The organism is Paenibacillus sp. HGH0039, from assembly GCF_000411255.1.
Classification (GTDB): domain Bacteria; phylum Bacillota; class Bacilli; order Paenibacillales; family NBRC-103111; genus Paenibacillus_F.
The window spans coordinates 1466313-1487371 of the sequence record NZ_KE150412.1 but is presented as its reverse complement, the minus strand read 5'-3'; the positions used below and the strand labels follow the sequence as shown (position 1 = coordinate 1487371).

Genomic DNA, 21059 nt, shown 5'->3' with positions numbered 1-21059 from the left:
TTCGTGATCGGCTATGTACTCCTTATGCTGCTTCTGGAAAAAGGAATTTTTTTGCTGGATGAGCGCATGGGGATCATTTCTTTTTTCGTGCTGCTTCTGCCGCTTTTCTGCATGATCCGCTGGCCGGATCAGCCGTTCCTGCTGTATATCGGCTTTTGCGTGATGCTGATCGGGAAGTTCGTTTATGCGATTACGGCGACTCCCTTGGCCGGACCCGACGAAAATCATTATTACGAGCAGGTCGTCACGTACCTGGGACTGGGTGATTTTCTGCATTACGCCTTTGAGCATATTTCGACTTATCTGTTCAATTCATCGGCCTACCCGATTTTCGGGCTGATGTATATGCCGTTCTTTAAATTTCTCGACGTGTCCGATCCGCTTGTCATCATTACGTACAATTCGGTGATGCTGATCTGGATCGCTTATCTGATCTATGCGCTGAACCGGTCGTTTTTCGGCTATGAGCAGGCAAACCGCCGCATGTACGAAGGCTGGATCATTCTGGGGCTGTTCGTCAGCCCGTCGTTCATGATGATGACTTCGCTTTTTGCAAAAGACGTCACCTGCGTGGCGCTCGGCCTGTACTGCACGTATCTGCTGCTGAAGCGGAAGTATGTTTTGTTCCTGCTCGTGATGTTGTACGCAACCGGCCTGCGGGATTATGCCATCGTGTACACACTTTGTTTTTACCTGCTGTTTACGAAAAGATTCAAAACCGCGGTCGCCATGCTGGTCGTATCGGCCGGCGTGCTCGCCGTCAAAATCGGCGGACTGGGCATCGTCAACGCGGTATTGCTGACGGCCTTCCTGTTCCTGAGCCCCAATCCCGTTAATCTAGAAAATTGGGAAACGAACGTGATGTACCGTTCCATGGAAGCCGTCGCGATGCTCGTGGCGCTTGCTTTTGCGGTGCTGATGTTTATCCGATATAAAGAGACGAGGGCGTTTTACGGAATTGTCGTGGTGCTGCTCTTTGCTTATGCCTGCACGCTGGTGCTCGTCGGCTACATGACCGTAACGGGACGCGATCTGGAATACGGCGTCGGCACGATCGGGGATAACATGGTGCGCAAGAAGCTGCCCATTCTGCCCCTGCTGTATATGTTTCAAGCTTATACGGCCAGCTGGACGCTGAAATGGCTAAAGTCTATCCGCGACAAAAGGAGAGGAATTCATGAGAGGCCGAGACCGGTTTCACAAATTCAAAACGGTGCTGGACATCGTCATCCGCATTCTCCGTCTCTTCCCGAGGCCGGCGCTTAAATACGCCTGGACGCTGACCGATCTTCTGCCGGACACGGCGGGGGTGGCGATGCGGTACTGTCTGCTGAAGTGCCTGACGCTTAGCTGCGGAGACAATGTCTTCGTCGGCAGGTCGGTGGAGATCAAATACTGGGAGCGCCTGCGGATCGGCAGCAATGTCAGCATCCACAAGCAGTGCTACCTGGACGCGTGCGGCGAGATTCAGATCGACGACGAAGTGTCCATCGCGCACCAGAGCTCGCTGATCTCCTTCCAGCACAGCTGGGAGGACGAGTCTCTTCCCATCCGCGACAATCCGGTCGTCTGTTCCAAAATCCACATTCACCGGGATGTCTGGATCGGCTGCGGATGCAGGGTCTTGGCGGGCGCAAGCATCGGAAGCCGTTCTATCGTCGCTGCGGGGGCGGTCGTAACCAGACCGGTTCCCTCCATGACAGTGGCGGCGGGTGTGCCGGCCAAAATCATTAAGTCAATCAGAAAAGAGGGTCACTATGAACGTTCTGTGGGCACATGATCATACGTTTTACTTTACGGATTCGGGGAAATTTTACTCAAGCGGCAAGCTGCCTTACGCCGTATGGGAGAGGTATCTTTCCGTATTCGACTCTCTCACGGTCGTGTCCCGGGGCAAGAGAATGACCTCCGCCCATGAAATGGAGAAGAAGAGCTTGTCGAGCGGAGCGGGCGTCAACTTTATCGTCCTGCCCTCCCTCAGCAATCCCGTTAATAAAATTACGAAAAAAGGCTACGTCGAGCGCGTGCTGACGGAAGCGGTCATGAAAGCGGACGCGGTGATCGCCCGGCTGCCGAGCGAAATCGGCTCCGAAGCGATCGCCATTGCCAAGAAGCTGGGCAAACCGTTTGCGGTCGAAGTTGTAGCCTGCGCCTGGGACGGTCTGTGGAACTACGGCAGCGTGCAGGGCAAGCTGTACGCGCCGATCGCCACGTGGAAAACGAAGTCCGACGTCAAGGAAGCCCCCTACGCCATCTACGTCACCGAGCAGTTTTTGCAGAAAAGGTACCCGTGCCCGAGCGGCCGCACCCAATCGTGCTCGAACGTCGAGCTTCCCGAAATGGGCGAGGACGTGCTGCAAAGAAGGCTGGAGCGGATCCGCAGCATGAAAACGCCGGTCACGATCGGTTTGATCGGTTCGTTAAACGGCAAAACTAAGGGCATCGACACGGCCCTGAATGCTCTGGCGCGGATCAAAGGCCAGCTGCCCCCGTTCAAGTTCCGCATTCTGGGGGACGGGGACAAGTCGCGCTGGATCGCGATGGCGGGCAGCCTCGGGCTGCAGGAGAACGTCCAGTTCGACGGCATCCTTCCAAGCGGCAGCGCGGTGTTCGGCTGGCTGGACAGCGTGGACATCTACATCCAGCCGAGCTTCCAGGAAGGACTTCCCCGCGCCACAATCGAAGCGATGGGAAGGGGCTGTCCCGTCATCGGCTCGACGGCCGGAGGCATTCCCGAGCTTCTCGATCCGGGCTGCCTGTTCAAGCCGGGCCAGGATAAACAATTGGCCGCTCTGCTTACGGGAACGGTTATCAACCGGGACTGGATGCTGGAGCAGGCGAGCCGCAATTTTGCCAAAGCGGCTAATTTCACCAAAACGAAGCTGGACCGCGATCGAAGCGAGTTCTGGCAGTCTTTTCATCAATATGTAAGCAGGGGAGTGTAGGCAGGTGTCCATTCTGATCACCGGATCAGCCGGGTTTATCGGCTATCATTTGGCTTTAAGGCTGCTGGAAAGCGGGGCGAAGGTAGTCGGTTACGATAATCTCAACGATTACTATGCCGTAACGCTGAAACAAGACAGGCTGAAGCAGCTTCAAAATTACCCGAATTATCATCATTATACGGCCGATTTATGCGACCACGAGCAGCTTAACCGGGTGTTCGGCGAGCATGAAATCCGGGTGGCCGTCAATCTGGCCGCTCAAGCGGGCGTAAGGTACAGCCTCCAGAATCCGAGGGCTTACGCGGATTCGAATCTGACCGGATTTCTGAACGTCCTGGAAGCATGCCGGACTTACAAAATCGACCATCTCATCTACGCGTCTTCCAGCTCGGTGTACGGCGCCAATACCAAAATGCCGTTCTCGACGGACGACCCGGTCGACCATCCCGTCAGCCTGTATGCGGCTACCAAAAAAGCGAATGAGCTGATGGCCCATTCTTACAGCCACCTGTACGGGATACCGGTGACGGGGCTGCGCTTCTTTACGGTATACGGACCGTGGGGGCGCCCGGATATGGCGTATTTCTCTTTTACCCGCAACATTCTCGAAGGCAAGCCCATTCAAGTGTTCAATGAAGGCAAAATGCGGCGAGACTTTACGTATATCGACGACATCGTCGAGGGCATCGTGAGGCTGCTGGACCGCCCGCCCGCGCCGAATAAGGACTGGGATAGGGAAAATCCCGATCCGAGTACGAGCTATGCGCCTTATAAAGTGTATAACATCGGCAACAATTCGCCGGTTGAGCTGATGACGTTTATCCGGACGCTGGAAGAGAGCCTGGGCACGAGGGCGGAAATCGAATTCAAACCCATGCAGCCGGGTGATGTGCAGGCGACTTTCGCGGACATTGACGCTCTTCAGAGAGATGTCGGATTCCGTCCGTCGACGCCCATCTCGGAAGGGCTTCGCAAGTTCGCCGACTGGTATGTCGGGTATTACGGGTCTTAAAGCAAACGCATCTTAGACGGAAAGGGGAGGCTTCGCTTGAGCAAAATCGCCCATATTTGTACGTCGGCTATCTCTCACAAAATTTTGGCGGACAAAATGTCCGTCCTGCGGCAGGCCGGGCATGAAGTCCATCTGATTTCATCCCCGGAAGGCTACGATGAGCAGGCGATGAAGAACAGCGGACTCAAACTGAAGTTCGTGCAGATGAACCGCAAAATACGTCCTGTGGAAGATGTGCGTTCGATCCTCCGGATGAGAAGGCTTATCAAGCGCGAAGGCTATGACATCGTCCATACCCATACGGCCAAGGCGGGGATTATCGGACGAGCCGCCGCCTGGCTGGCCCGCACTCCGGTCATTATGCACACGAGCCACGGCCTGCCGTTCTATGAAGGCCAGTCAAAGACGGCTTATACGGTTTACCGGACACTTGAAAAAATCGGCACGTACTTCTGCGATGCGCTTGCTTCCCAGAACCGGGAAGATATGGCGAAGCTTCAGTCGCTGAACGCGGGCAAGATCGTGTACTACGAAGGCAACGGCGTCGATCTGGACAAGCTGGACAAGGCGGCCGGCAGAATCAGCCGGGAAGAGCTGGAGACGTTAAAGGCGACTTACGGCGTCCCGCAAAATAAGACCGTTCTGCTCATGGGAGCGAGAATGGAGCCGGTGAAGGATCATCATTTTCTGCTGGACGCGCTCGCCCTGCTGAAAAGCCAGGGAATCACGGATTTCGTGTGTCTGCTAGCCGGCAAAGGTCCGCTGGAAAAGCAAATCCTCGAACGGATCGCCGAGCTCAGCCTGCAAAAAGAAGTGCTGCTGATCGGGCACCGTTCCGACCTGTATGCCTTTCTGAAAATGGCCGACATCGTCGTGCTGACTTCCGAGAAAGAAGGAATTCCGCGTTTTCTGATGGAAGCGATGGCTTTTTCCAAACCCGTGGTCGCAAGCGATGTGCTCGGTACGCGGGAGCTGGTCCGGCATGAGGATACGGGTCTGCTCGTTCCTTACAAAAATACGGGGGCGCTCGCCAAAGCCTTCCGCACCCTCATCGAGAACAAAGCGTACGGCACCTTGCTGGGACAAGGCGGACGGCGCAGAATCGAACAGGAATTTACCGAGCAGATTGTCGTCCGAAGGCTGGAAACGATGTACCAAGAGCTTCGTACGGGCACAAGAGAAAAGGGCCGCATCGGAAGATGGCTTGGGCATACCGTCCTGCGTACGGCGGATCTTGCTATCGCACTGCCTCTGGTGCTCCTGCTGCTTCCGGTCTACGCGGTCGTCGGGCTTCTTGTCCGCATGAAGCTGGGTTCGCCGGTGCTGTTCAAACAGAAGCGGCCGGGACGATTCGGACAGCCGTTCCACGTCTACAAGTACCGGACGATGACAGACAAGAGAGATTCATCCGGGAATCTGCTTCCGGACGAAGTCAGGCTGACCGCTTTCGGCAAGCTGCTGCGCAAGCTCAGCCTGGACGAAATTCCGCAGCTTTTGAACGTGATCAAGGGCGATATGAGCCTTGTCGGTCCCAGGCCGCTGCTGATGGAATATCTGGAGTTGTATACCGACGAGCAGAAGCGGCGCCACTGGGTACGCCCCGGGATTACGGGATGGGCGCAGGTGAACGGGCGGAACGCGATTTCGTGGGAAGACAAGTTCAAACTCGACGTGTGGTATGTCGACAACCGGTCCTTCCGCCTTTACGTCAAAATACTTCTGCTGACCGCCGTTAAAGTCGTCCGCAGGGAAGGCGTGTCGCAGGAAGGGCAGGCCACGACGACCAAGTACACCGGAAGCGCCGCATCCGGTATCGGAAGCCCGTCGTGAGGAGACTTCTCCTGATCGGCGACGGGGGCCACGCCAAGGTCGTGCGCGACATCGCGCGGGCCGGCAGGCAGTATGAGCTTGCCGCCGTGCTCGACGACCGGTATGCGGTCCCGGCCTCCGGGGCGGACGGCCTGCCCCGCGGACCGGTTGCGCTGGCCGCCCGCATGCTCGCGGAAGACGAAGACCTGCACGTCTTCGTCGCCATCGGCAGCTGCGCGGTCCGCCGCAGGGTCGCCGAATCGCTCGGCGCGGAGCCCGGCCGCTTCGCGCTGCTGATCCATCCCCGCGCCGTCGTGAGCGGGGACGCGAGCCTGGCGCCCGGCACAGCCGTGATGCCGGGCGCGGTCGTCAACGCGGGGGCCCGGATCGGCGCCCACGCGATCGTCAACACCGGCGCCGTCGTGGAGCACGACTGCGTGATCGGCGACTACGCGCATGTGTCGCCGAACGCGGCCCTGGCCGGCGGTGTTGACGTGGGAGCGGGGGCGCACATCGGCATCGGCGCCTCCGTGATCCAGGGGCTCGCCGTCGGCGAGTGGAGCACGCTGGGCGCCGGAGCCGTGGCGGTGCGCGATGTCCCCGCCGGATGCACGGCCGCGGGCGTCCCTGCCCGGGTGATCCGGCAGGCGTGAGCGGCTGAACGGTCTGAACGCCGCGCAGGGCCGCAGGCGCGAGCCTGGGATTCGCGCGCGTTGAGTTTACCCGTCGGGGGCGGCGAGCAAGTTGCCCGGAATCAGCCGATATGCGGGTGACCGACGTCATGCTGCACCGCGGCGTGCACCGGAAGCTGAGCTGCGCTCGGTGTTACCCGGATTTAGCGAAATGATTCGTATTTCATTCAATCAATCGTATTCCGTCAGGTACATAAACACGCTCTTATTCCATTTGACCGAATGACCGGATCAATCAAAGGAGGACCGAATATGGCTGCTCAACTTCAAACTCATGCTTCACCGGCCCGCGCTGCACAGCTTCAACCAGGGGCCGCCCCCGGAACAGCGGATGGTCTGCCGGGAACCGGCCGGAGCCGTATTCTCCTGTCTCCTCCGCATATCGGCGAGGAGGAGCAGAAGTTCGTCCGCGAAGCGTTCGAGACGAACTGGATCGCTCCGCTCGGACCGAACGTGGACGCGTTCGAGGACGAGCTGGCGGCCTACACCGGCTCGAAGGGAGCCGTGGCCCTCAGCTCCGGCACCGCCGGTATCCACGAGGCGCTGCGTCTCCTTGGCGTAGGCCCGGGCGACCGCGTCCTGTGTTCCTCGCTCACGTTCGTCGCCAGCGTCAACCCGATCGCGTACCAGGGTGCGGAGCCCGTGCTGATCGACTCGGACGAAGCGACCTGGAACATGTCGCCGGCCGCATTGGAGCGGGCTCTCGCCGAGTCGAAGCGGGAAGGACGGCTGCCCAAAGCGGCGGTCGTCGTCAACCTCTACGGCCAGAGCGCGGACATGGTGCCGCTCCTGGAACTGCTCGACGCCTACGGCGTTCCCGTTGTCGAGGATGCGGCCGAGTCGCTCGGCGCGACCTATTCCGGCAAGTCGAGCGGAACGCTTGGACGTTTCGGCGTCTACTCGTTCAACGGCAACAAGATCATTACGACTTCCGGCGGAGGCATGCTGGTGTCGGACGATCTGGAAGCCTTGGAGAAAGCCCGCTTCTGGGCCACGCAGGCAAGAGATCAGGCTCCCCATTACCAGCACAGCGAGGTCGGCTACAACTACCGGATGAGCAACATTCTCGCCGGTGTCGGTCGCGGGCAGTTGCGTGTGCTGGATGAACGCGTGAACGCCCGCCGGGCCGTGTTCGACCGGTACCGCGAGGCGCTTGGCGCCATCGAAGGCATCACGTTTATGCCCGAGGCGCGGTACGGCCGTTCCACGCGCTGGTTGACCGCATTGACGGTCGATCCGGCCTTAGCCGGCATCACGACGGAAGAGCTTATCGCGCGCCTGGCCGCGGAGAATGTGGAGTCCCGGCCGGTCTGGAAGCCGATGCATCGGCAGCCGCTGTACGGTAAGTGCGCTTACTACCCGCACGAAGAGGGAACAAGCGTGTCCGACCGCCTCTTCGAACAAGGGTTGTGCCTGCCTTCCGGTTCCAGCCTCAGCGAATCGGATCAGGATTTTGTCATCGGCATTCTGCTTCATGCTTTGAACGCTTAGAGCCACCCGCAGTTAACGACCATAAGGAGGAATGAATCATGAAAGTGCGTAAAGCGATAATTCCGGCGGCAGGTCTCGGTACCCGGTTTCTGCCAGCTACGAAAGCCCAACCGAAGGAAATGCTCCCGATCGTGGACAAACCGACGATCCAATACATTATCGAGGAAGCCATTTCGTCCGGCATCGAAGATATTCTGATTATCAGCGGACGGGGCAAGCGCGCGATTGAAGATCATTTCGACAAGTCGTTCGAACTGGAAGAAACCCTGGACAAAAAGGGCAAACACGGAGAACTTAAACAAATTCAGGCCATCTCCGACATGGCGAATATTCATTATATCCGGCAAAAAGAACCGAAAGGCCTCGGTCACGCCATCTGGTGCGCCCGCAGCTTCGTCGGCAACGAGCCGTTCGCCGTTCTGCTCGGCGACGATATCGTGCAATCCGAGGAGCCCTGCCTGAAGCAGCTGCTCCGCATTCATTCCCGTTACTCCTCGTCCGTCGTGGGCGTGCAGCGGGTCAGTGACGAAGACGTTTCCAAGTACGGCGTCATCGCGCCGAGAGGCTCCTCCATCGAACCGGATGTCTTTTTCCTGGAAACGCTCGTGGAAAAGCCTTCGCGCAAGGCGGCTCCTTCCAATTATGCGATTATGGGGCGTTACGTGCTGACCCCGGAAATCTTTGAAATCCTGGAAAATCAGGCGCCCGGAGCGGGCGGCGAAATCCAGCTGACGGATGCGATCCGCAGGCTGAACGAACAGAAGCCCGTTGTCGCCTACAACTTCTCGGGCGTCCGTTACGATGTGGGGGACAAATTCGGCTTCATTAAAGCCACCCTCGACTTCGCTCTGCAGCGCGAGGATTTACAGCAGGATTTGCTGGGATACATTCAATCGGTTCACGAGCAGCACGCTGCGCTTCACAATCCTATCAGTAAGGTGGCGAAGTAGAATGGAAAAAATTACAGTAGTCGGCAGTGGTTATGTAGGGCTTGTTTCCGGAACTTGTTTCTCTGAAATCGGCAACCGGGTCATCTGCTGCGACGTCGATCCGTTCAAAATCGCGATGCTGCGCAAAGGCGAGATTCCGATTTACGAGCCGGGTCTCAAAGAACTGGTGAAGAAAAACGTCGATGCCGACCGTCTGTTTTTTACTTCCGAAATCGGCGACGCCATCGAAGCGTCGGACATCATTTATATCGCGGTCGGCACGCCGATGGGCGATAACGGCGAAGCCGATATGCGCTACGTGCACGAGGTTGCCCGGACGATCGGCCAGCATTTGAACAGCTACAAAATTATCGTGAACAAAAGCACGGTTCCCGTCGGAACCGGTGAGCAGGTCCGGCAGATTATTATGGAAAACCGGAAAAACCGTTTCGTCCAGTTCGACGTCGTTTCCAATCCCGAGTTTTTAAGGGAAGGCTCGGCCATCGAGGACTGCATGAACATGGAGCGCGCCGTCATCGGCGCCACGAGCGACAAGGCGGCCAAGCGGATCGCCGATCTTCACGCCCCTTTCCGCACCCGCATTTTCCAGACGAATCTGGAGAGCGCGGAAATGATCAAATATGCGGCCAATGCTTTTCTGGCCACCAAAATTTCTTTTATCAACGGAATCGCCAACGTCTGCGAACGTGTCGGCGCGGACGTCACCTCCGTTGCCGCAGGCATGGGTCTGGACAGCCGAATCGGCGCGAAGTTTCTGCAGGCGGGCATCGGTTACGGGGGAAGCTGCTTCCCCAAAGATACCTTTGCGCTTTCTTATATCGCCGAAGAAGCGGGATTCGATTTCTCCTTGCTGAAATCGGTTATCGCAGCCAACGACGAACAGCGCTTAGTTGTCGTGGACAAGTTGAAACAGGCTCTGGGCTGTCTGGAAGGCAAAAAGATCGGCGTACTCGGACTTGCCTTCAAGCCGAACACCGACGATATGCGCTACGCCCCTTCCTTGACCATCATTCCGGAACTGGTCCGGCTCGGCGCCTCCGTACGCGCCTACGATCCTATCGCGATGCAGGCCGCGCGCAATCAGATCGCCGAGTATTACGAAGATTTCGAGACGCTTGAAGAAGCATTGGAAGGCTGCGATGCCTGCCTCATTTTGACGGAATGGAGCGAGATCGTCGAAATGGATCTGGCCCGGGTGAAACAACTGCTGACGGCTCCGATTATCGTGGACGGGCGCAACTGTTTCTCCGTCCGGGAAATGAAAGAGCGGGAGTTCGTCTATTATTCCGTCGGGCGTCCCGCCGTCACAACCGGCAGCGCAAATGCCAGTGCGGCCAAAACCGTCTCGCTCTAAGCTTTTATGGATTTTGCCTGTATTGCTGTGGACGCTGCTCGTCTTCCATTGGTCTCATCAGTCGTTTCGCGAGCAGAGCATACAGCCTTTATTGCATAAACTTTTCACAAAGGAGGAGATTCATGCCTATATCCCGCAGGTGACGGTGCGCTACCATCATACGATTATTCGAGCGCAGTCCGATCCGATGCGGTTCATCGAATTTATTTTCCGTAAAACAGCCCATCTGGTTGTTTATGCCGTACTTGCCGCACTTGCGTATCAAGCTCTTTCTCTCTGGAGGAGCCGGCGGAGGAAGCGGGCGCTCTTTTCCCTGCTGTATGTCGTCGCGATCGCGATGGGGGATGAATGGGTTCAATCGGCCGCAGCCATGCGTACCAGCGCAATACAGGATGTTGTCTTGGATACAGCCGGAGGCTTGGCGGGACTATCAGCAGCCGTGTGGGCGGCGCCTTGGGGGATTCGGCTTTGGCGGACAAGCATCCGGATTAAAAGGCGGGAGGCCGGGAGATGAACAAACGACGCCGCTTGTTCCTCTGGGTGGGGACAGGCATCCTTATAACGGGAATGGCCGGGAGTTTTGCGGCCGTCCGGATTTCGGATGAAATGATCCGGACGGCGGCTTCCTTAAGTATTGGGCAGGCAGCCGACGAAGCTGACGCTGCGGGCAAGGAAGCGCCGGAAGGCCGCCCGGTTCCGGGTGGCGGGGCGCCGGCTTCGCCCGGTGCGGATGCACAGGACGGCTCCCGTCCGCAGGAAGCTTTCCCGGCCGTAAAGGCCGCGCCGGGCAGCGGGAAAGCTCCTGCATCTGCGGCGCCGTCCGCCCGGCCGGACCCGGGGCAGGCGGGACATCAGGCAGCCGGATCGGCGGAGGAGGGCAGCGGAAGCGCGAAAAGCCGCCCCAAAGACCCGGCAGCCATACCGGCGGACCGGGCCGAGCGCCTGAGCGGGGAGATTTCCTGGTCGGAGCGGATGAAGATTACATCCGTTCTGCTGAAGCGGCTGCAGGCAAGCGACATCAAGCAGCTAAGCCTCCTGATGAAGGACGGCGTGTCACGCGAGGAAAAGAAAAAGGCGAAAGCGATCATCATGGCCAAGCTGAGCGAAAGCGAGTATAACGAGCTGATCGCCATTGCGGGCAAATATGGCTTGAGCAAAGGCAAGTCGTATCAGCAATCCGTTAACGAGTGAGCTGCGGTTTTGTCAGAACGCCCGCCAAGAGGAGAGTGAAATTGTGAAAAAGTTAAATAAAGCGCTCGTGGCCGCACTGCTGCTGGCTCTGTTGTCCCCGGCTTTCCAGCCGGGCCAGGCGAATGCGCAAGCGGCGGTGAATCAGAACGCCCGCGCGAGTTTTGATCAGCTTGCCAACAATGTATGGGGCTTCCTGAACGAATATCTGCTCCCGATTCTTACGGGCGGCAATCAGAAGTTTCCTGTCCCTAAGCCTGAACCTAAGCCAGACCCGACCCCGGTTCCAACACCTGTTCCAACACCTGTTCCGGATTCCGGTAACGGGAAGGGCCAGAACAACGGCGGCGGTCAAGGCAACGGAAACGGCCAGGACAAAGGCCAGGACAAGAACACCGACAAAGGCAACCAGGCCGGCGGTAACGGTAAGGGTAACGGCCAAGATAAAGGCAACAACGGAAACAACGGAAACAATGGAAACAATGGAAACCAAGGTAACGGCCAAGGGAATGGCCAGGGCAATGGTAACAACGGAAATGGCAACAACGGCAACGGCCAAGGAAATAACGGTAACAACGGCAACAACGGCAATGGCGGCAAGGACCGCGATGACCGTTACGATTCCATCAACAAAGAAACGATTCAGAAGCTGAATGCGCTGAAATCGGCGTGCCAGCGTGACCTCGTTTCTTACGCGATGCAGTTTTCCCGGGCGACGACAACGCACCAGAAATCCACTCTTTATAAGGAAGCTTCCGAGCGCTTCGCCCAGTGCGTGTCCGATTTCAGGGATATTGTGGGCAGTGCCCAGAATACGCTTCAGAATGAAGGATTCAGCACCGACATTATCAATCAGTATCAGCGTGAGTACGATCTTCAGATGGAAACAGGCCGCATGCTGCTTGATACCATTGTGAAGTAAGGAAGGTACGGCCGGTGACGCATCCAGCGTTGCCGGTTTTTTCCGTCCTGTTTTTTTGCAAACCTACTATTATTAATAGACGTCCAGAAGAAAACCGAGATAGGCGAGAAAAAGAACGAACAAGAGAAAGACATCGAGGCCGTTGGGAAAAATCAGCGTGCGGACAAATTGAATGCAGATGAGCGGGAAAAGCACGCCCCGAACGGTGAACCGGGTTTTCCACCACCATTTTTGCATGAGTATCCCCCTCAAATAATAAAAATTTCCGCTACCAGTTTATGCGGGCGCCCCCTTGGATATGATGGGTAATAGCCCTTTTCGTATTGAAAAGATTGACGTTTTTGGTCCGTTTGGTTTATCATAAAGTGTAATTTAACGGTTTGCTTTACAAACATTTTTCATTACGTTGAATCGACGTGGATGGGGAGTAGTAGACGGCGAGCCCTTCAGAGAGTGGAATTGCAGCGCTGGAAGGTTCCACAGGGAGATAAACGGCCGTTCGAAGTCGCCCCGGAGTTGTTTGCGTGAGCACTTATCCGCTTTAAGGCGGTAAAGTATAGCGTGAACCGGCCCGCACCGTTATATGCGTCTCAAGTGTCACGTTCCGCTCGTTTCGGGAGCAGGCGTGAAATGAAGGTGGTACCACGGAAGCACATCCTTTCGTCCTTTGCGGCGAAGGGATTTTTTTGTTAGCTGGAGCAGCTGCGCAAGGTACTTGAATGGAGGAAATGGACTATGGCAGAAACAAGCGATAAAAACTCGGTATCCATGCCGACAACCTACGATCCCTCGCAAAGCGAGAAAAAATGGTACGATTACTGGATTTCTAACGGATTTTTCCGTGCGGGGCAACGTCCGGACGCGGAAACCTATACGATTGTAATCCCGCCGCCGAACGTAACGGGAATGCTGCACCTGGGTCACGCGCTCGATTTTACGCTGCAGGATATTCTGGTGCGCACGAAGCGGATGCAGGGCTATGACGCGCTCTGGCTTCCGGGTTCCGACCACGCAGGTATCGCCACACAAACCAAGGTGGAGCAAAAGCTGCGCGAAGAAGGGCTTTCCCGCTACGACCTCGGACGGGAGAAGTTCCTGGAGAAAGTGTGGGAATGGAAAGACCTGTACGCCGAAACCATCCGCGAGCAATGGGCGAAAATGGGCTTTTCCCTCGATTATTCGCGTGAACGGTTTACGCTCGACGAAGGTTTGTCCAAAGCCGTGCGCGAAGTTTTCGTGAGCCTGTACAACAAGGGCCTGATTTACCGCGGCAAATATATCATCAACTGGGACCCGAAAGCGCGGACCGCTTTGTCCGACATCGAGGTTGAATATAAAGAAATACAAGGCAGCTTGTACCACCTTGTGTATCCGCTCAAAGACGGCAGCGGCTCCATTACGGTAGCGACTACCCGTCCGGAAACGATGCTCGGCGATACGGCCGTTGCCGTTCATCCGGAAGACGAGCGTTACAAGCATATGATCGGAAAAATGCTCGTGCTGCCGGTGGTCGGCCGTGAAATTCCGGTTATCGCCGACGAGTACGTCGAGAAAGATTTCGGAAGCGGCGCGGTTAAAATTACACCGGCGCACGATCCGAACGACTTCGAAGTGGGCAAGCGCCACGACCTGCCGCAAATTCTCGTGATGGACGAATCCGGCACGATGAATGCCAACGCGGGCCCTTACCAGGGGCTGGACCGTGCGGACTGCCGCAAGAAAATCGTCGCCGACTTGCAGGAGCAGGGGGTCCTCGTCAAAATCGAGGAACACGTCCACCAGGTCGGACACAGCGAGCGCAGCGGCGCCGTTGTAGAGCCTTACTTGTCCACGCAGTGGTTCGTGAAAATGCAGCCGCTTGCCGAACGCGCCATTGAAGCGCAGAAGAACGGCTCCGGCGTCAACTTCGTTCCGGACCGTTTCGAGAAGATCTACCTGCAGTGGATCGAAAATGTACGCGACTGGTGCATTTCCCGCCAGCTTTGGTGGGGGCACCGCATTCCGGCGTGGTACTGCGCGGACTGCGGCGAGGTGACCGTCGCTCAGCAGGACGCTCATGCCTGCGGGCACTGCGGAAGCGAAAATATCCGTCAGGACGAAGACGTCCTCGATACCTGGTTCTCCTCCGCGCTTTGGCCGTTCTCGACACTCGGCTGGCCGGAGCAGACCGAAGATTTGCAGCGCTACTATCCGACGAATGTGCTTGTCACCGGCTATGACATTATTTATTTCTGGGTAGCCCGCATGATTTTCAGCGGCCTGGAATTTACGGATCAAGTTCCTTTCAAGGACGTGCTGCTGCACGGTCTCATCCGCGACTCGGAAGGCCGCAAAATGTCCAAATCGCTGGGCAACGGCGTCGACCCTCTGGAAATTATCGAAAAATACGGCGCGGATGCGATGCGGTATATGCTCTCGACTTCGAGCACGCCGGGACAGGATCTGCGCTTCCGCATCGAACGCGTGGAGCAGACACGCAACTTCGCGAACAAGATCTGGAACGCTTCGCGTTTTGCATTGATGAATCTCGAAGGATTCACGGCGGCGGACATCGACCTGAGCGGCAAGCTCGGAACGGCCGACCGCTGGATTCTACACCGTCTGAACGAAACGGCACGCGATGTAACGCGTCTAATCGACCAATACGAATTCGGCGAAACCGGCCGTCTGCTGTATAACTTCATTTGGGACGATCTGTGCGACTGGTATATTGAATTCAGCAAGCTCTCCCTGTACGGGGAGGATGAAGCGGCCAAGAAAACGACGAAATCCGTTCTGGCCTATGTGCTTGACCGGACGCAGCGCCTGATTCACCCGTTTATGCCGTTTATTTCGGAAGAAATCTGGCAGCATCTGCCTCACGAAGGCGATACGATCACACTGGCCGCCTGGCCGGTGTACGATGCGCAGTTCGAAGCGCCGGAAGCGGTGCGCGATATGGAGCTGCTCATGGACATTATCCGCGCCGTGCGCAACATCCGTGCGGAAGTGAACGTTCCGATGAGCAAGAAGATCGAGCTGCTCGTCAAGCCTTCCAGCCAGGACGTAGAGACGATTCTTTCCCGCAACGAAGAGTACCTCCGCCGTTTCTGCAGCACCTCGGAGCTGAGCATTTCCGCGGAGCTCGCGTCGCCCGATAAAGCGATGACGGCTGTCGTGACGGGAGCGGAGCTGTTCCTGCCGCTCGCGGGACTTATTGACATCGCTCAGGAAGTGGCCCGTCTGGAGAAAGAAATGCAGACGCTCATCGGGGAAGTGACCCGGATCGAGAAGAAGCTTTCCAACGAAGGCTTTATCGCCAAAGCTCCAGCCAAGGTCATAGAAGAAGAAAAAGCGAAAATGGCCGACTACGCGGATAAGCGCGACAAAGTCGTTGCCCGTCTGGCCGAACTGAAAGCCTAAGCCTGCATTATATCGCGGTGCACCCCGTCCGGTTTGACGAGGAGCACCGCGATTCACATCAATCAAAGGGATGATAGTCATGGAACAACACACAGAAGCGGCTTCCCCGTTCAAGACTTATACCGAAGCAGTGAACTGGATCACCGGACTCGTGCCGGTCGGCATCAAACCCGGACTCAAACGAATGGACCTGCTGATGGAGAAACTCGGTCATCCTCACCGGAGACTGAAGTTCATACACGTCGGCGGCACGAACGGCAAAGGCTCGACCTGCGCCTTCCTGACGAAGGTGCTTATCCGCAGCGGATACGATGTCGGAACCTTCACGTCCCCATATCTCGAAAAGTTTACGAACCGTATACAGTATAACGGTCAAGATATTGAAGAAGAGGCTCTCCTGCTTCTGGCGAACCGGCTGAAGCCGATCGCCGACGAATTGGCAGAGACCGAACTGGGTTCCCCGACGATGTTCGAAATTTGCACGGCGCTGGCGCTCTTGTATTTCGGCACGGTCACGTTCCCGGATTATGTCGTCCTGGAAGTGGGGCTCGGCGGCCGTCTCGACTGCACCAACATCGTCTCGCCGGTCATTTCCGTTATCACGAACATCGGTCACGATCATATGGATATTCTCGGCGATACGTTGGAGCAGGTGGCGCTTGAGAAGGCGGGCATCATCAAGCCCGGCGTGCCCCTGGTTACAACCGTGGAACAGCCCGAGCTTGCGGAATTGTTTCTTCGGGATGCGAAGAGCAAACGCACGACCGTTTATCTCCTGGGCAAGCAGTTTACTTACGAGCCCGTATCGACGGAGCTGGACGACCAGAAGCTGAACTTCACGGGACCGTTCCGTTCGATCGAGAACGTGCCGATCTCCCTCAACGGGGCGCACCAGCTGAAAAATGCCGCCGCGGCATTGATGACGCTCGAAGTTCTGCGCCAGTATAACGCGCTCATCGTGGACGACGAAGATCTTTTCGCCGCCATGAGCGAAACGCAGTGGCCCGGCCGCCTTGAGATGGTTTCCGACAATCCGCGGATTCTGCTGGACGGAGCCCATAATCCCGAGGGGGCGCAGACGCTGGCCGCCGCCCTGAAAGACACGTATTCCTATAAGAAACTGCATTTGATGGCCGGCATGTTGTCCACGAAGAATCAACCCGGCTATTTCAGGCATATACTACCAATGGTGGATACGCTTATCCTTACGGAACCGGATTTTCATAAAAAAGAAAGTGCGTCCCGTCTGGCCGACCGGGCCCGGGAGACCCTCCGGGAACTGGACGTGAACCGGGATATCGATATCGTGGTGGAACCGGATTGGAAGAAAGCCCTGGAACAATTGAAACAGCGAACGGGACAGGATGATCTGGCGGTCGTATCCGGCACGCTCTACTTGATTTCTGATGTTCGTTCTTGGCTCTTATACACGACCGACTCTGAAAAAGGATGGTGAGAACGACATTGAATACCCCAGAACACGTACATTTTATCGGCATCGGCGGCTACGGTATGAGTGCGATCGCCAAAGTGATGCTGGAAATGGGCTACCAGGTGTCCGGCTCCGATCTGGCCCAGCAGGAACTGACGGAAAAGCTGAGGGCCAAAGGCGCCCGCGTCTATATCGGGCATGAAGCCCAGAACGTGAACGGAGCGGACCTCGTAGTCTACTCCACGGCGTTGTCCAAGGACAATGTGGAAATGGTCGCGGCCGGAGAGCAGAACATTCCGGTCATTCACCGCTCGCAAATGCTGGCGAGATTGATGAATGAGCGCAAAGGGATCGCGGTAGCCGGAGCGCACGGCAAAACGACCACCTCTTCCATGATCGCGCTTGTCATGGAGCGCTGCGGAACCGACCCGACGTATATCATCGGCGGCGAGATCATGAACATCGGCTCGAATGCCAAAGCGGGCAAAGGCGACTACGTCGTAGCCGAAGCGGACGAGAGCGACGGCACTTTTCTGCAGTATCATCCGACGCTCGCCCTTGTGAATAACATCGAAGCGGATCATCTCGAGAACTATGACGGAGATTTCGAGAATCTGAAAAAAGCCTATGCCCAGTTCCTCAGCCAGGTGAGAGAAGACGGCAAGGCGATCATCTGTCTCGATGACGAATATTTGCGGGGCATGCTTCCGCAGATCAAAAGCGAGACCCTTACTTACGCCATCGACCGGGATGCGGACTATGTGGCGACAGACATCGAGCTGGGCGACCGGAAAGTGTCCTTCAGCGTCCGCCGCGGCGGCGAGACGCTCGGCAAGGTGCGCTTGTCGGTTCCGGGCCGGCACAACGTATACAATGCGATGGCTACGCTGATTACGTGTCTGGAAGCAGGCCTTACCTTTGACCAGATCGCCGAGGCGATCGAGGAGTTCCGCGGCGCCAAACGGAGGTTTCAGGTGCTGGGCGAAGTGAACGACATTCTCGTGATCGACGATTACGCCCATCATCCTACGGAAATCGAGGCGACGATCTCTGCGGCCAAAGCGACCGGCAAGCATCTTATCGCGGTGTTTCAGCCCCAGCGCTACACGCGTACGTTTTACTTATTCGAACAGTTCAGCCATGCGTTCAAAGAAGCGGACGAGGTGCTGATCACCGACATCTACTCACCCGCGGGGGAGAAGCAGATCGAAGGAATCAGTTCCGAGAAACTCGTCGAACTGATCCGCAAGAACAGCAATCCGAATGTCACCTACATTCCGACCCGCGGCGAAGCGGAAGTCTATTTGACGGACCGCGTTAAACCGGGTGATCTCGTCATCACGATGGGAGCCGGAGACATTTGGAAAACGGCGGACGGTCTCGCGAAAACGCTTCGCGCCCGCTATGAGGCGGAATAAAGAAGTTTTTTCGACCTAACCAAACAAAACATACTGCACGACGCAGTACGAAAACCTTCCTCAGCCTGCGCTGACGGGAGGTTTTTTTATGGGGAAAATAAGAGGATGCCGGGAAGCGCTTTGCGAGTTAAACGCCTAGTTGCTTTTCTTTCTCAGGCTCTCTAGTTCCGTAAAATCGTTAGTTATCCCGAGTAGCTCCTGCGTTTTGGTTTTTACTAGAACGTATGTAGGGTACGACGTGATTTTAAACTTATCCATAGGCGGATTGTAAGAGATCACGTCAATATCGAGCCCCTTAAACTGCTCCTCGGTCAAAGGAACATGGGGATTAAATACGTATAGAGTAGTGGATTGGTTGGAGTTTGTCAGGTTTGACGTAAAAGCGAAAAAGCCCAAGACAGCGAGTATACTTGCAAGCAGCGGCAAAGAGTTTCTTTTGTTGTTCAGGGTCATGATTCGGCTACCTCCGTTTATTCACTTCACACGTATACCATATACCCATATTTAGGCAAACTCCACTCTAGTAAAATTTACAGAGGCCCGGACATATTTTTCCGCTTCCGTTCATAGGCTGATAGCAGAACGCGGATAAGGAGATGGGCCGTATGAATAAAGCGAGAATTTCTTACCGTATAGACGGAAACGACCGGACAAACCGTAAAGAAGATAAATCGGGCGGCAAAATTATTCCTTTAACGAAAGAGGAGTTTTCGGTTTCGGAAGCTCTTTGGAGAGACGCGGAGGCGGATCGAGCGAAAAAAGCCCGGCAAAACCGGAGGGACACGGAAGCGGGACCCCGGAACCGGGAAGGACTGAATGAATATACGGCCGACTTCGGTACATGGCAGAGTCCTTATGATGCCGAAACGGAACGGATCGCCAAGCTTATCCGGGAATCCGAACCGGGTTACCGGGGAGATTCCGGTTATTTTGAGAGCACGATTAACGAACGCTTCAGGGAAGAAAAAGAAAGAAGACAGGAATACGAGGATTTGGACCGGACATCGTACAAGGAACGCAGAGACGAAGAAGCGGCCGCACGGCAGTTGAGGGACTTTGAGGGGCCCTCCGAGCAGGAGGACGAATATACGGATGACCGGTTTCGGGAGAATCCGGCCGCAGGGCGCGGCAATTCAGGTGAACGGGAACGCGAGGAACGCTATCCGCTTCCGCCAAACCTCGGCTGGCCGGAGGATCCCAGCGGCTTTATCGATCACGGGACGGCCTCCCTGCCCGGCTATAACAGCCTGCGCGCAGCTGAAGAAGACGAGCTGGAGGATGCCGGCTATGCGCGTCCCTTAAACGGCGGCGTACCGGTGCCGGATACGAGGGAGAGAAGGACGTCTGGAGAGAGGGATTACTATGAACGGCAGCTTGCGCAAGCGCCTCCTCCCGGGCAGAACCGGAGCCGGAACCGGAACGAGTACGCGTACTACGAGGACGAACCGCCGGGATACCGCAGGGAACCCGTCTACGAGGGTCCGTATAACCGCCTTCATTGGGAGGAACCCGAAAAGTCGGGCGTGCGCATTTCCCGTTCCGGCCGCGGCGGTTTGCTGCGCATCGCCACATCGGTTGCGGGGGCGATGGTAACCGGGGCGGCTTTCGGCTATTTTGTCCTTTCCATGTTCTCGGGAGGGGCGGAGAAACCCATCACGATCGACGCGGGTCCGGCCGCGACCGCCCAAGCTCAGCCGAGCCCCGGGGCTGTCACGCCGCTGAAGCCGGATGCCTCCGCCCCGGCCGCTTCGGCTCCGTCCGCGGGCACGGCCGCCGTCGCCGCCCCGCCGGTCGGAGGGCCGACTGCGGAGGCCTCCATCCCGGCGCGCTCCTACACCGTGCTGCAGAACGGCATCTTCAGCACGCCGCAGAGCGCGGAGACCGCCCGCGCCGACGCGCGGGGCAAAGGCGCCGCGGCGGTAGCGGAACCCGGCACGAAGACGACGGTGTATGTCGGATTGGCCGGGAGCAAGGAGGACGCCGCGAAGCTGAAAGCCGCCCTTGCCGCCAAGAAAATCGAAGTCTTCGCGAAGCCGCTCGATCTTCCCGCTGTCGGCAAGGTGTACTGGAAGAGCGGCAGCGCCCAGCCGCTCGCGGATTATCTCGCGCAGGGCGCGAAGGTCGCCGGCACGGCCGGCAGCCTTTCCGCCGCGAAGATGGCGGAGACTTCGCCCGGCGCGATCGACGCGGCTTCGCTGCAGCCGCTCGACGCCGCCGCCAAGGCGTGGGCGGCTCTGCAGCCGGCGGTAGCCGCGGGAATCCCCGACGCGGCCAAGCCGCAGGTCGAGGAGATGAACGCGGCTCTCGCCAAGGCGGTCGCGAAGCTCGGCGAGTACGGCAAGTCGCCGTCCGCCCCGCTTCTGGCCGAAGCCCAGGAGGCGCTGATGCAGTACGTCGTCGCCGAGAAGCGCCTGATGCAGCAGCTGACGGCCGCATCGGCGTAG

18 protein-coding genes are annotated in these 21059 nt (G+C 57.2%); 16 read left to right on the top strand and 2 right to left on the bottom strand.

Going from position 1 to position 21059, the window contains the following annotated elements:
* Positions 1 to 3 precede the first annotated feature (3 nt).
* The 12 genes from HMPREF1207_RS06440 (at position 4) to HMPREF1207_RS06385 (ending at position 12363) form a co-directional block, all read left to right on the top strand.
* Positions 4 to 1266, top strand: a complete 1263-nt coding sequence (locus HMPREF1207_RS06440) for a hypothetical protein (RefSeq protein WP_009675055.1) — start codon at positions 4 to 6, stop codon at positions 1264 to 1266.
* Entirely contained in the window at positions 1178 to 1780 is a 603-nt protein-coding gene (locus tag HMPREF1207_RS06435; protein WP_009675065.1) for an acyltransferase, read from the top strand. Before HMPREF1207_RS06440 ends, HMPREF1207_RS06435 begins: the two co-directional genes overlap by 89 nt.
* Complete coding sequence (locus tag HMPREF1207_RS06430; protein WP_009675052.1) at positions 1758 to 2945, top strand: glycosyltransferase; 1188 nt, start codon at positions 1758 to 1760, stop codon at positions 2943 to 2945. Before HMPREF1207_RS06435 ends, HMPREF1207_RS06430 begins: the two co-directional genes overlap by 23 nt.
* Positions 2946 to 2949: 4 nt before the next feature.
* Positions 2950 to 3957, top strand: a complete 1008-nt coding sequence (locus HMPREF1207_RS06425; protein ID WP_016423516.1) for an NAD-dependent epimerase — start codon at positions 2950 to 2952, stop codon at positions 3955 to 3957.
* A gap of 36 nt (positions 3958 to 3993) precedes the next feature.
* Positions 3994 to 5787, top strand: a complete 1794-nt coding sequence (locus HMPREF1207_RS30650) for a sugar transferase (RefSeq protein ID WP_009672962.1) — start codon at positions 3994 to 3996, stop codon at positions 5785 to 5787.
* Positions 5784 to 6419 carry an acetyltransferase gene (locus tag HMPREF1207_RS06415; protein ID WP_009672979.1) on the top strand — a complete coding sequence of 212 codons (636 nt, stop codon included), beginning with the start codon at positions 5784 to 5786 and terminating at the stop codon, positions 6417 to 6419. The genes HMPREF1207_RS30650 and HMPREF1207_RS06415 overlap by 4 nt, the downstream gene beginning before the upstream one ends.
* Positions 6420 to 6710: 291 nt before the next feature.
* A complete protein-coding gene (locus HMPREF1207_RS06410) occupies positions 6711 to 7949 on the top strand; it encodes a DegT/DnrJ/EryC1/StrS family aminotransferase (RefSeq protein WP_009672967.1) in 1239 nt (412 codons plus the stop codon).
* Positions 7950 to 7987: 38 nt separating this feature from the next.
* Positions 7988 to 8899 carry a UTP--glucose-1-phosphate uridylyltransferase GalU gene (galU, locus tag HMPREF1207_RS06405; protein ID WP_009672971.1) on the top strand — a complete coding sequence of 304 codons (912 nt, stop codon included), beginning with the start codon at positions 7988 to 7990 and terminating at the stop codon, positions 8897 to 8899.
* Position 8900: 1 nt separating this feature from the next.
* Positions 8901 to 10253 carry a UDP-glucose 6-dehydrogenase TuaD gene (tuaD, locus tag HMPREF1207_RS06400; RefSeq protein WP_009672974.1) on the top strand — a complete coding sequence of 451 codons (1353 nt, stop codon included), beginning with the start codon at positions 8901 to 8903 and terminating at the stop codon, positions 10251 to 10253.
* A gap of 22 nt (positions 10254 to 10275) precedes the next feature.
* Positions 10276 to 10767 (top strand): VanZ family protein, encoded by a 492-nt coding sequence (locus HMPREF1207_RS06395; RefSeq protein ID WP_009672960.1) that lies wholly within the window; start codon positions 10276 to 10278, stop codon positions 10765 to 10767.
* Positions 10764 to 11444, top strand: a complete 681-nt coding sequence (locus HMPREF1207_RS06390; protein ID WP_009672980.1) for a hypothetical protein — start codon at positions 10764 to 10766, stop codon at positions 11442 to 11444. Before HMPREF1207_RS06395 ends, HMPREF1207_RS06390 begins: the two co-directional genes overlap by 4 nt.
* A 43-nt stretch (positions 11445 to 11487) precedes the next feature.
* Positions 11488 to 12363 (top strand): hypothetical protein, encoded by an 876-nt coding sequence (locus tag HMPREF1207_RS06385; protein WP_009672976.1) that lies wholly within the window; start codon positions 11488 to 11490, stop codon positions 12361 to 12363.
* 72 nt (positions 12364 to 12435) lie between these two features.
* On the opposite strand, the gene HMPREF1207_RS29665 is transcribed toward HMPREF1207_RS06385, so the two are convergent.
* Positions 12436 to 12600 carry a hypothetical protein gene (locus HMPREF1207_RS29665; RefSeq protein ID WP_009672975.1) on the bottom strand — a complete coding sequence of 55 codons (165 nt, stop codon included), beginning with the start codon at positions 12598 to 12600 and terminating at the stop codon, positions 12436 to 12438.
* 498 nt (positions 12601 to 13098) lie between these two features.
* Between HMPREF1207_RS29665 and HMPREF1207_RS06380 the strand changes: the two genes are divergently transcribed.
* The 3 genes from HMPREF1207_RS06380 (at position 13099) to murC (ending at position 18615) form a co-directional block, all read left to right on the top strand.
* The gene (locus HMPREF1207_RS06380; RefSeq protein WP_009672968.1) at positions 13099 to 15765 is read left to right on the top strand and encodes a valine--tRNA ligase; all 2667 of its coding nucleotides are present in this window, start codon (positions 13099 to 13101) and stop codon (positions 15763 to 15765) included.
* 79 nt (positions 15766 to 15844) lie between these two features.
* Positions 15845 to 17221, top strand: coding sequence for a bifunctional folylpolyglutamate synthase/dihydrofolate synthase (locus HMPREF1207_RS06375; RefSeq protein WP_009672987.1), 1377 nt, complete (start codon positions 15845 to 15847; stop codon positions 17219 to 17221).
* Positions 17222 to 17229: 8 nt separating this feature from the next.
* Positions 17230 to 18615 (top strand): UDP-N-acetylmuramate--L-alanine ligase, encoded by a 1386-nt coding sequence (gene murC, locus HMPREF1207_RS06370; RefSeq protein ID WP_009672961.1) that lies wholly within the window; start codon positions 17230 to 17232, stop codon positions 18613 to 18615.
* A 135-nt stretch (positions 18616 to 18750) separates the two neighbouring features.
* Here murC and HMPREF1207_RS06365 read toward each other — a convergent pair whose 3' ends face one another.
* Complete coding sequence (locus HMPREF1207_RS06365; protein WP_009672963.1) at positions 18751 to 19068, bottom strand: hypothetical protein; 318 nt, start codon at positions 19066 to 19068, stop codon at positions 18751 to 18753.
* Between the two features lie 152 nt (positions 19069 to 19220).
* Between HMPREF1207_RS06365 and HMPREF1207_RS06360 the strand changes: the two genes are divergently transcribed.
* Positions 19221 to 21059 carry an SPOR domain-containing protein gene (locus tag HMPREF1207_RS06360; RefSeq protein WP_009672965.1) on the top strand — a complete coding sequence of 613 codons (1839 nt, stop codon included), beginning with the start codon at positions 19221 to 19223 and terminating at the stop codon, positions 21057 to 21059.

Excerpts from the sequence above, each read along its gene's own strand:
- HMPREF1207_RS06410 (WP_009672967.1), top strand. The coding sequence starts at position 6,711 with ATGGCTGCTCAACTTCAAACTCATGCTTCACCGGCCCGCGCTGCACAG.
- tuaD (WP_009672974.1), top strand. The coding sequence starts at position 8,901 with ATGGAAAAAATTACAGTAGTCGGCAGTGGTTATGTAGGGCTTGTTTCC.
- galU (WP_009672971.1), top strand. The coding sequence starts at position 7,988 with ATGAAAGTGCGTAAAGCGATAATTCCGGCGGCAGGTCTCGGTACCCGG.
- HMPREF1207_RS06365 (WP_009672963.1), bottom strand. The coding sequence starts at position 19,068 with ATGACCCTGAACAACAAAAGAAACTCTTTGCCGCTGCTTGCAAGTATA.
- HMPREF1207_RS06360 (WP_009672965.1), top strand. The coding sequence starts at position 19,221 with ATGAATAAAGCGAGAATTTCTTACCGTATAGACGGAAACGACCGGACA.
- HMPREF1207_RS06435 (WP_009675065.1), top strand. The coding sequence starts at position 1,178 with ATGAGAGGCCGAGACCGGTTTCACAAATTCAAAACGGTGCTGGACATC.
- HMPREF1207_RS06380 (WP_009672968.1), top strand. The coding sequence starts at position 13,099 with ATGGCAGAAACAAGCGATAAAAACTCGGTATCCATGCCGACAACCTAC.
- HMPREF1207_RS06390 (WP_009672980.1), top strand. The coding sequence starts at position 10,764 with ATGAACAAACGACGCCGCTTGTTCCTCTGGGTGGGGACAGGCATCCTT.
- HMPREF1207_RS06430 (WP_009675052.1), top strand. The coding sequence starts at position 1,758 with ATGAACGTTCTGTGGGCACATGATCATACGTTTTACTTTACGGATTCG.
- HMPREF1207_RS29665 (WP_009672975.1), bottom strand. The coding sequence starts at position 12,600 with ATGCAAAAATGGTGGTGGAAAACCCGGTTCACCGTTCGGGGCGTGCTT.
- HMPREF1207_RS06375 (WP_009672987.1), top strand. The coding sequence starts at position 15,845 with ATGGAACAACACACAGAAGCGGCTTCCCCGTTCAAGACTTATACCGAA.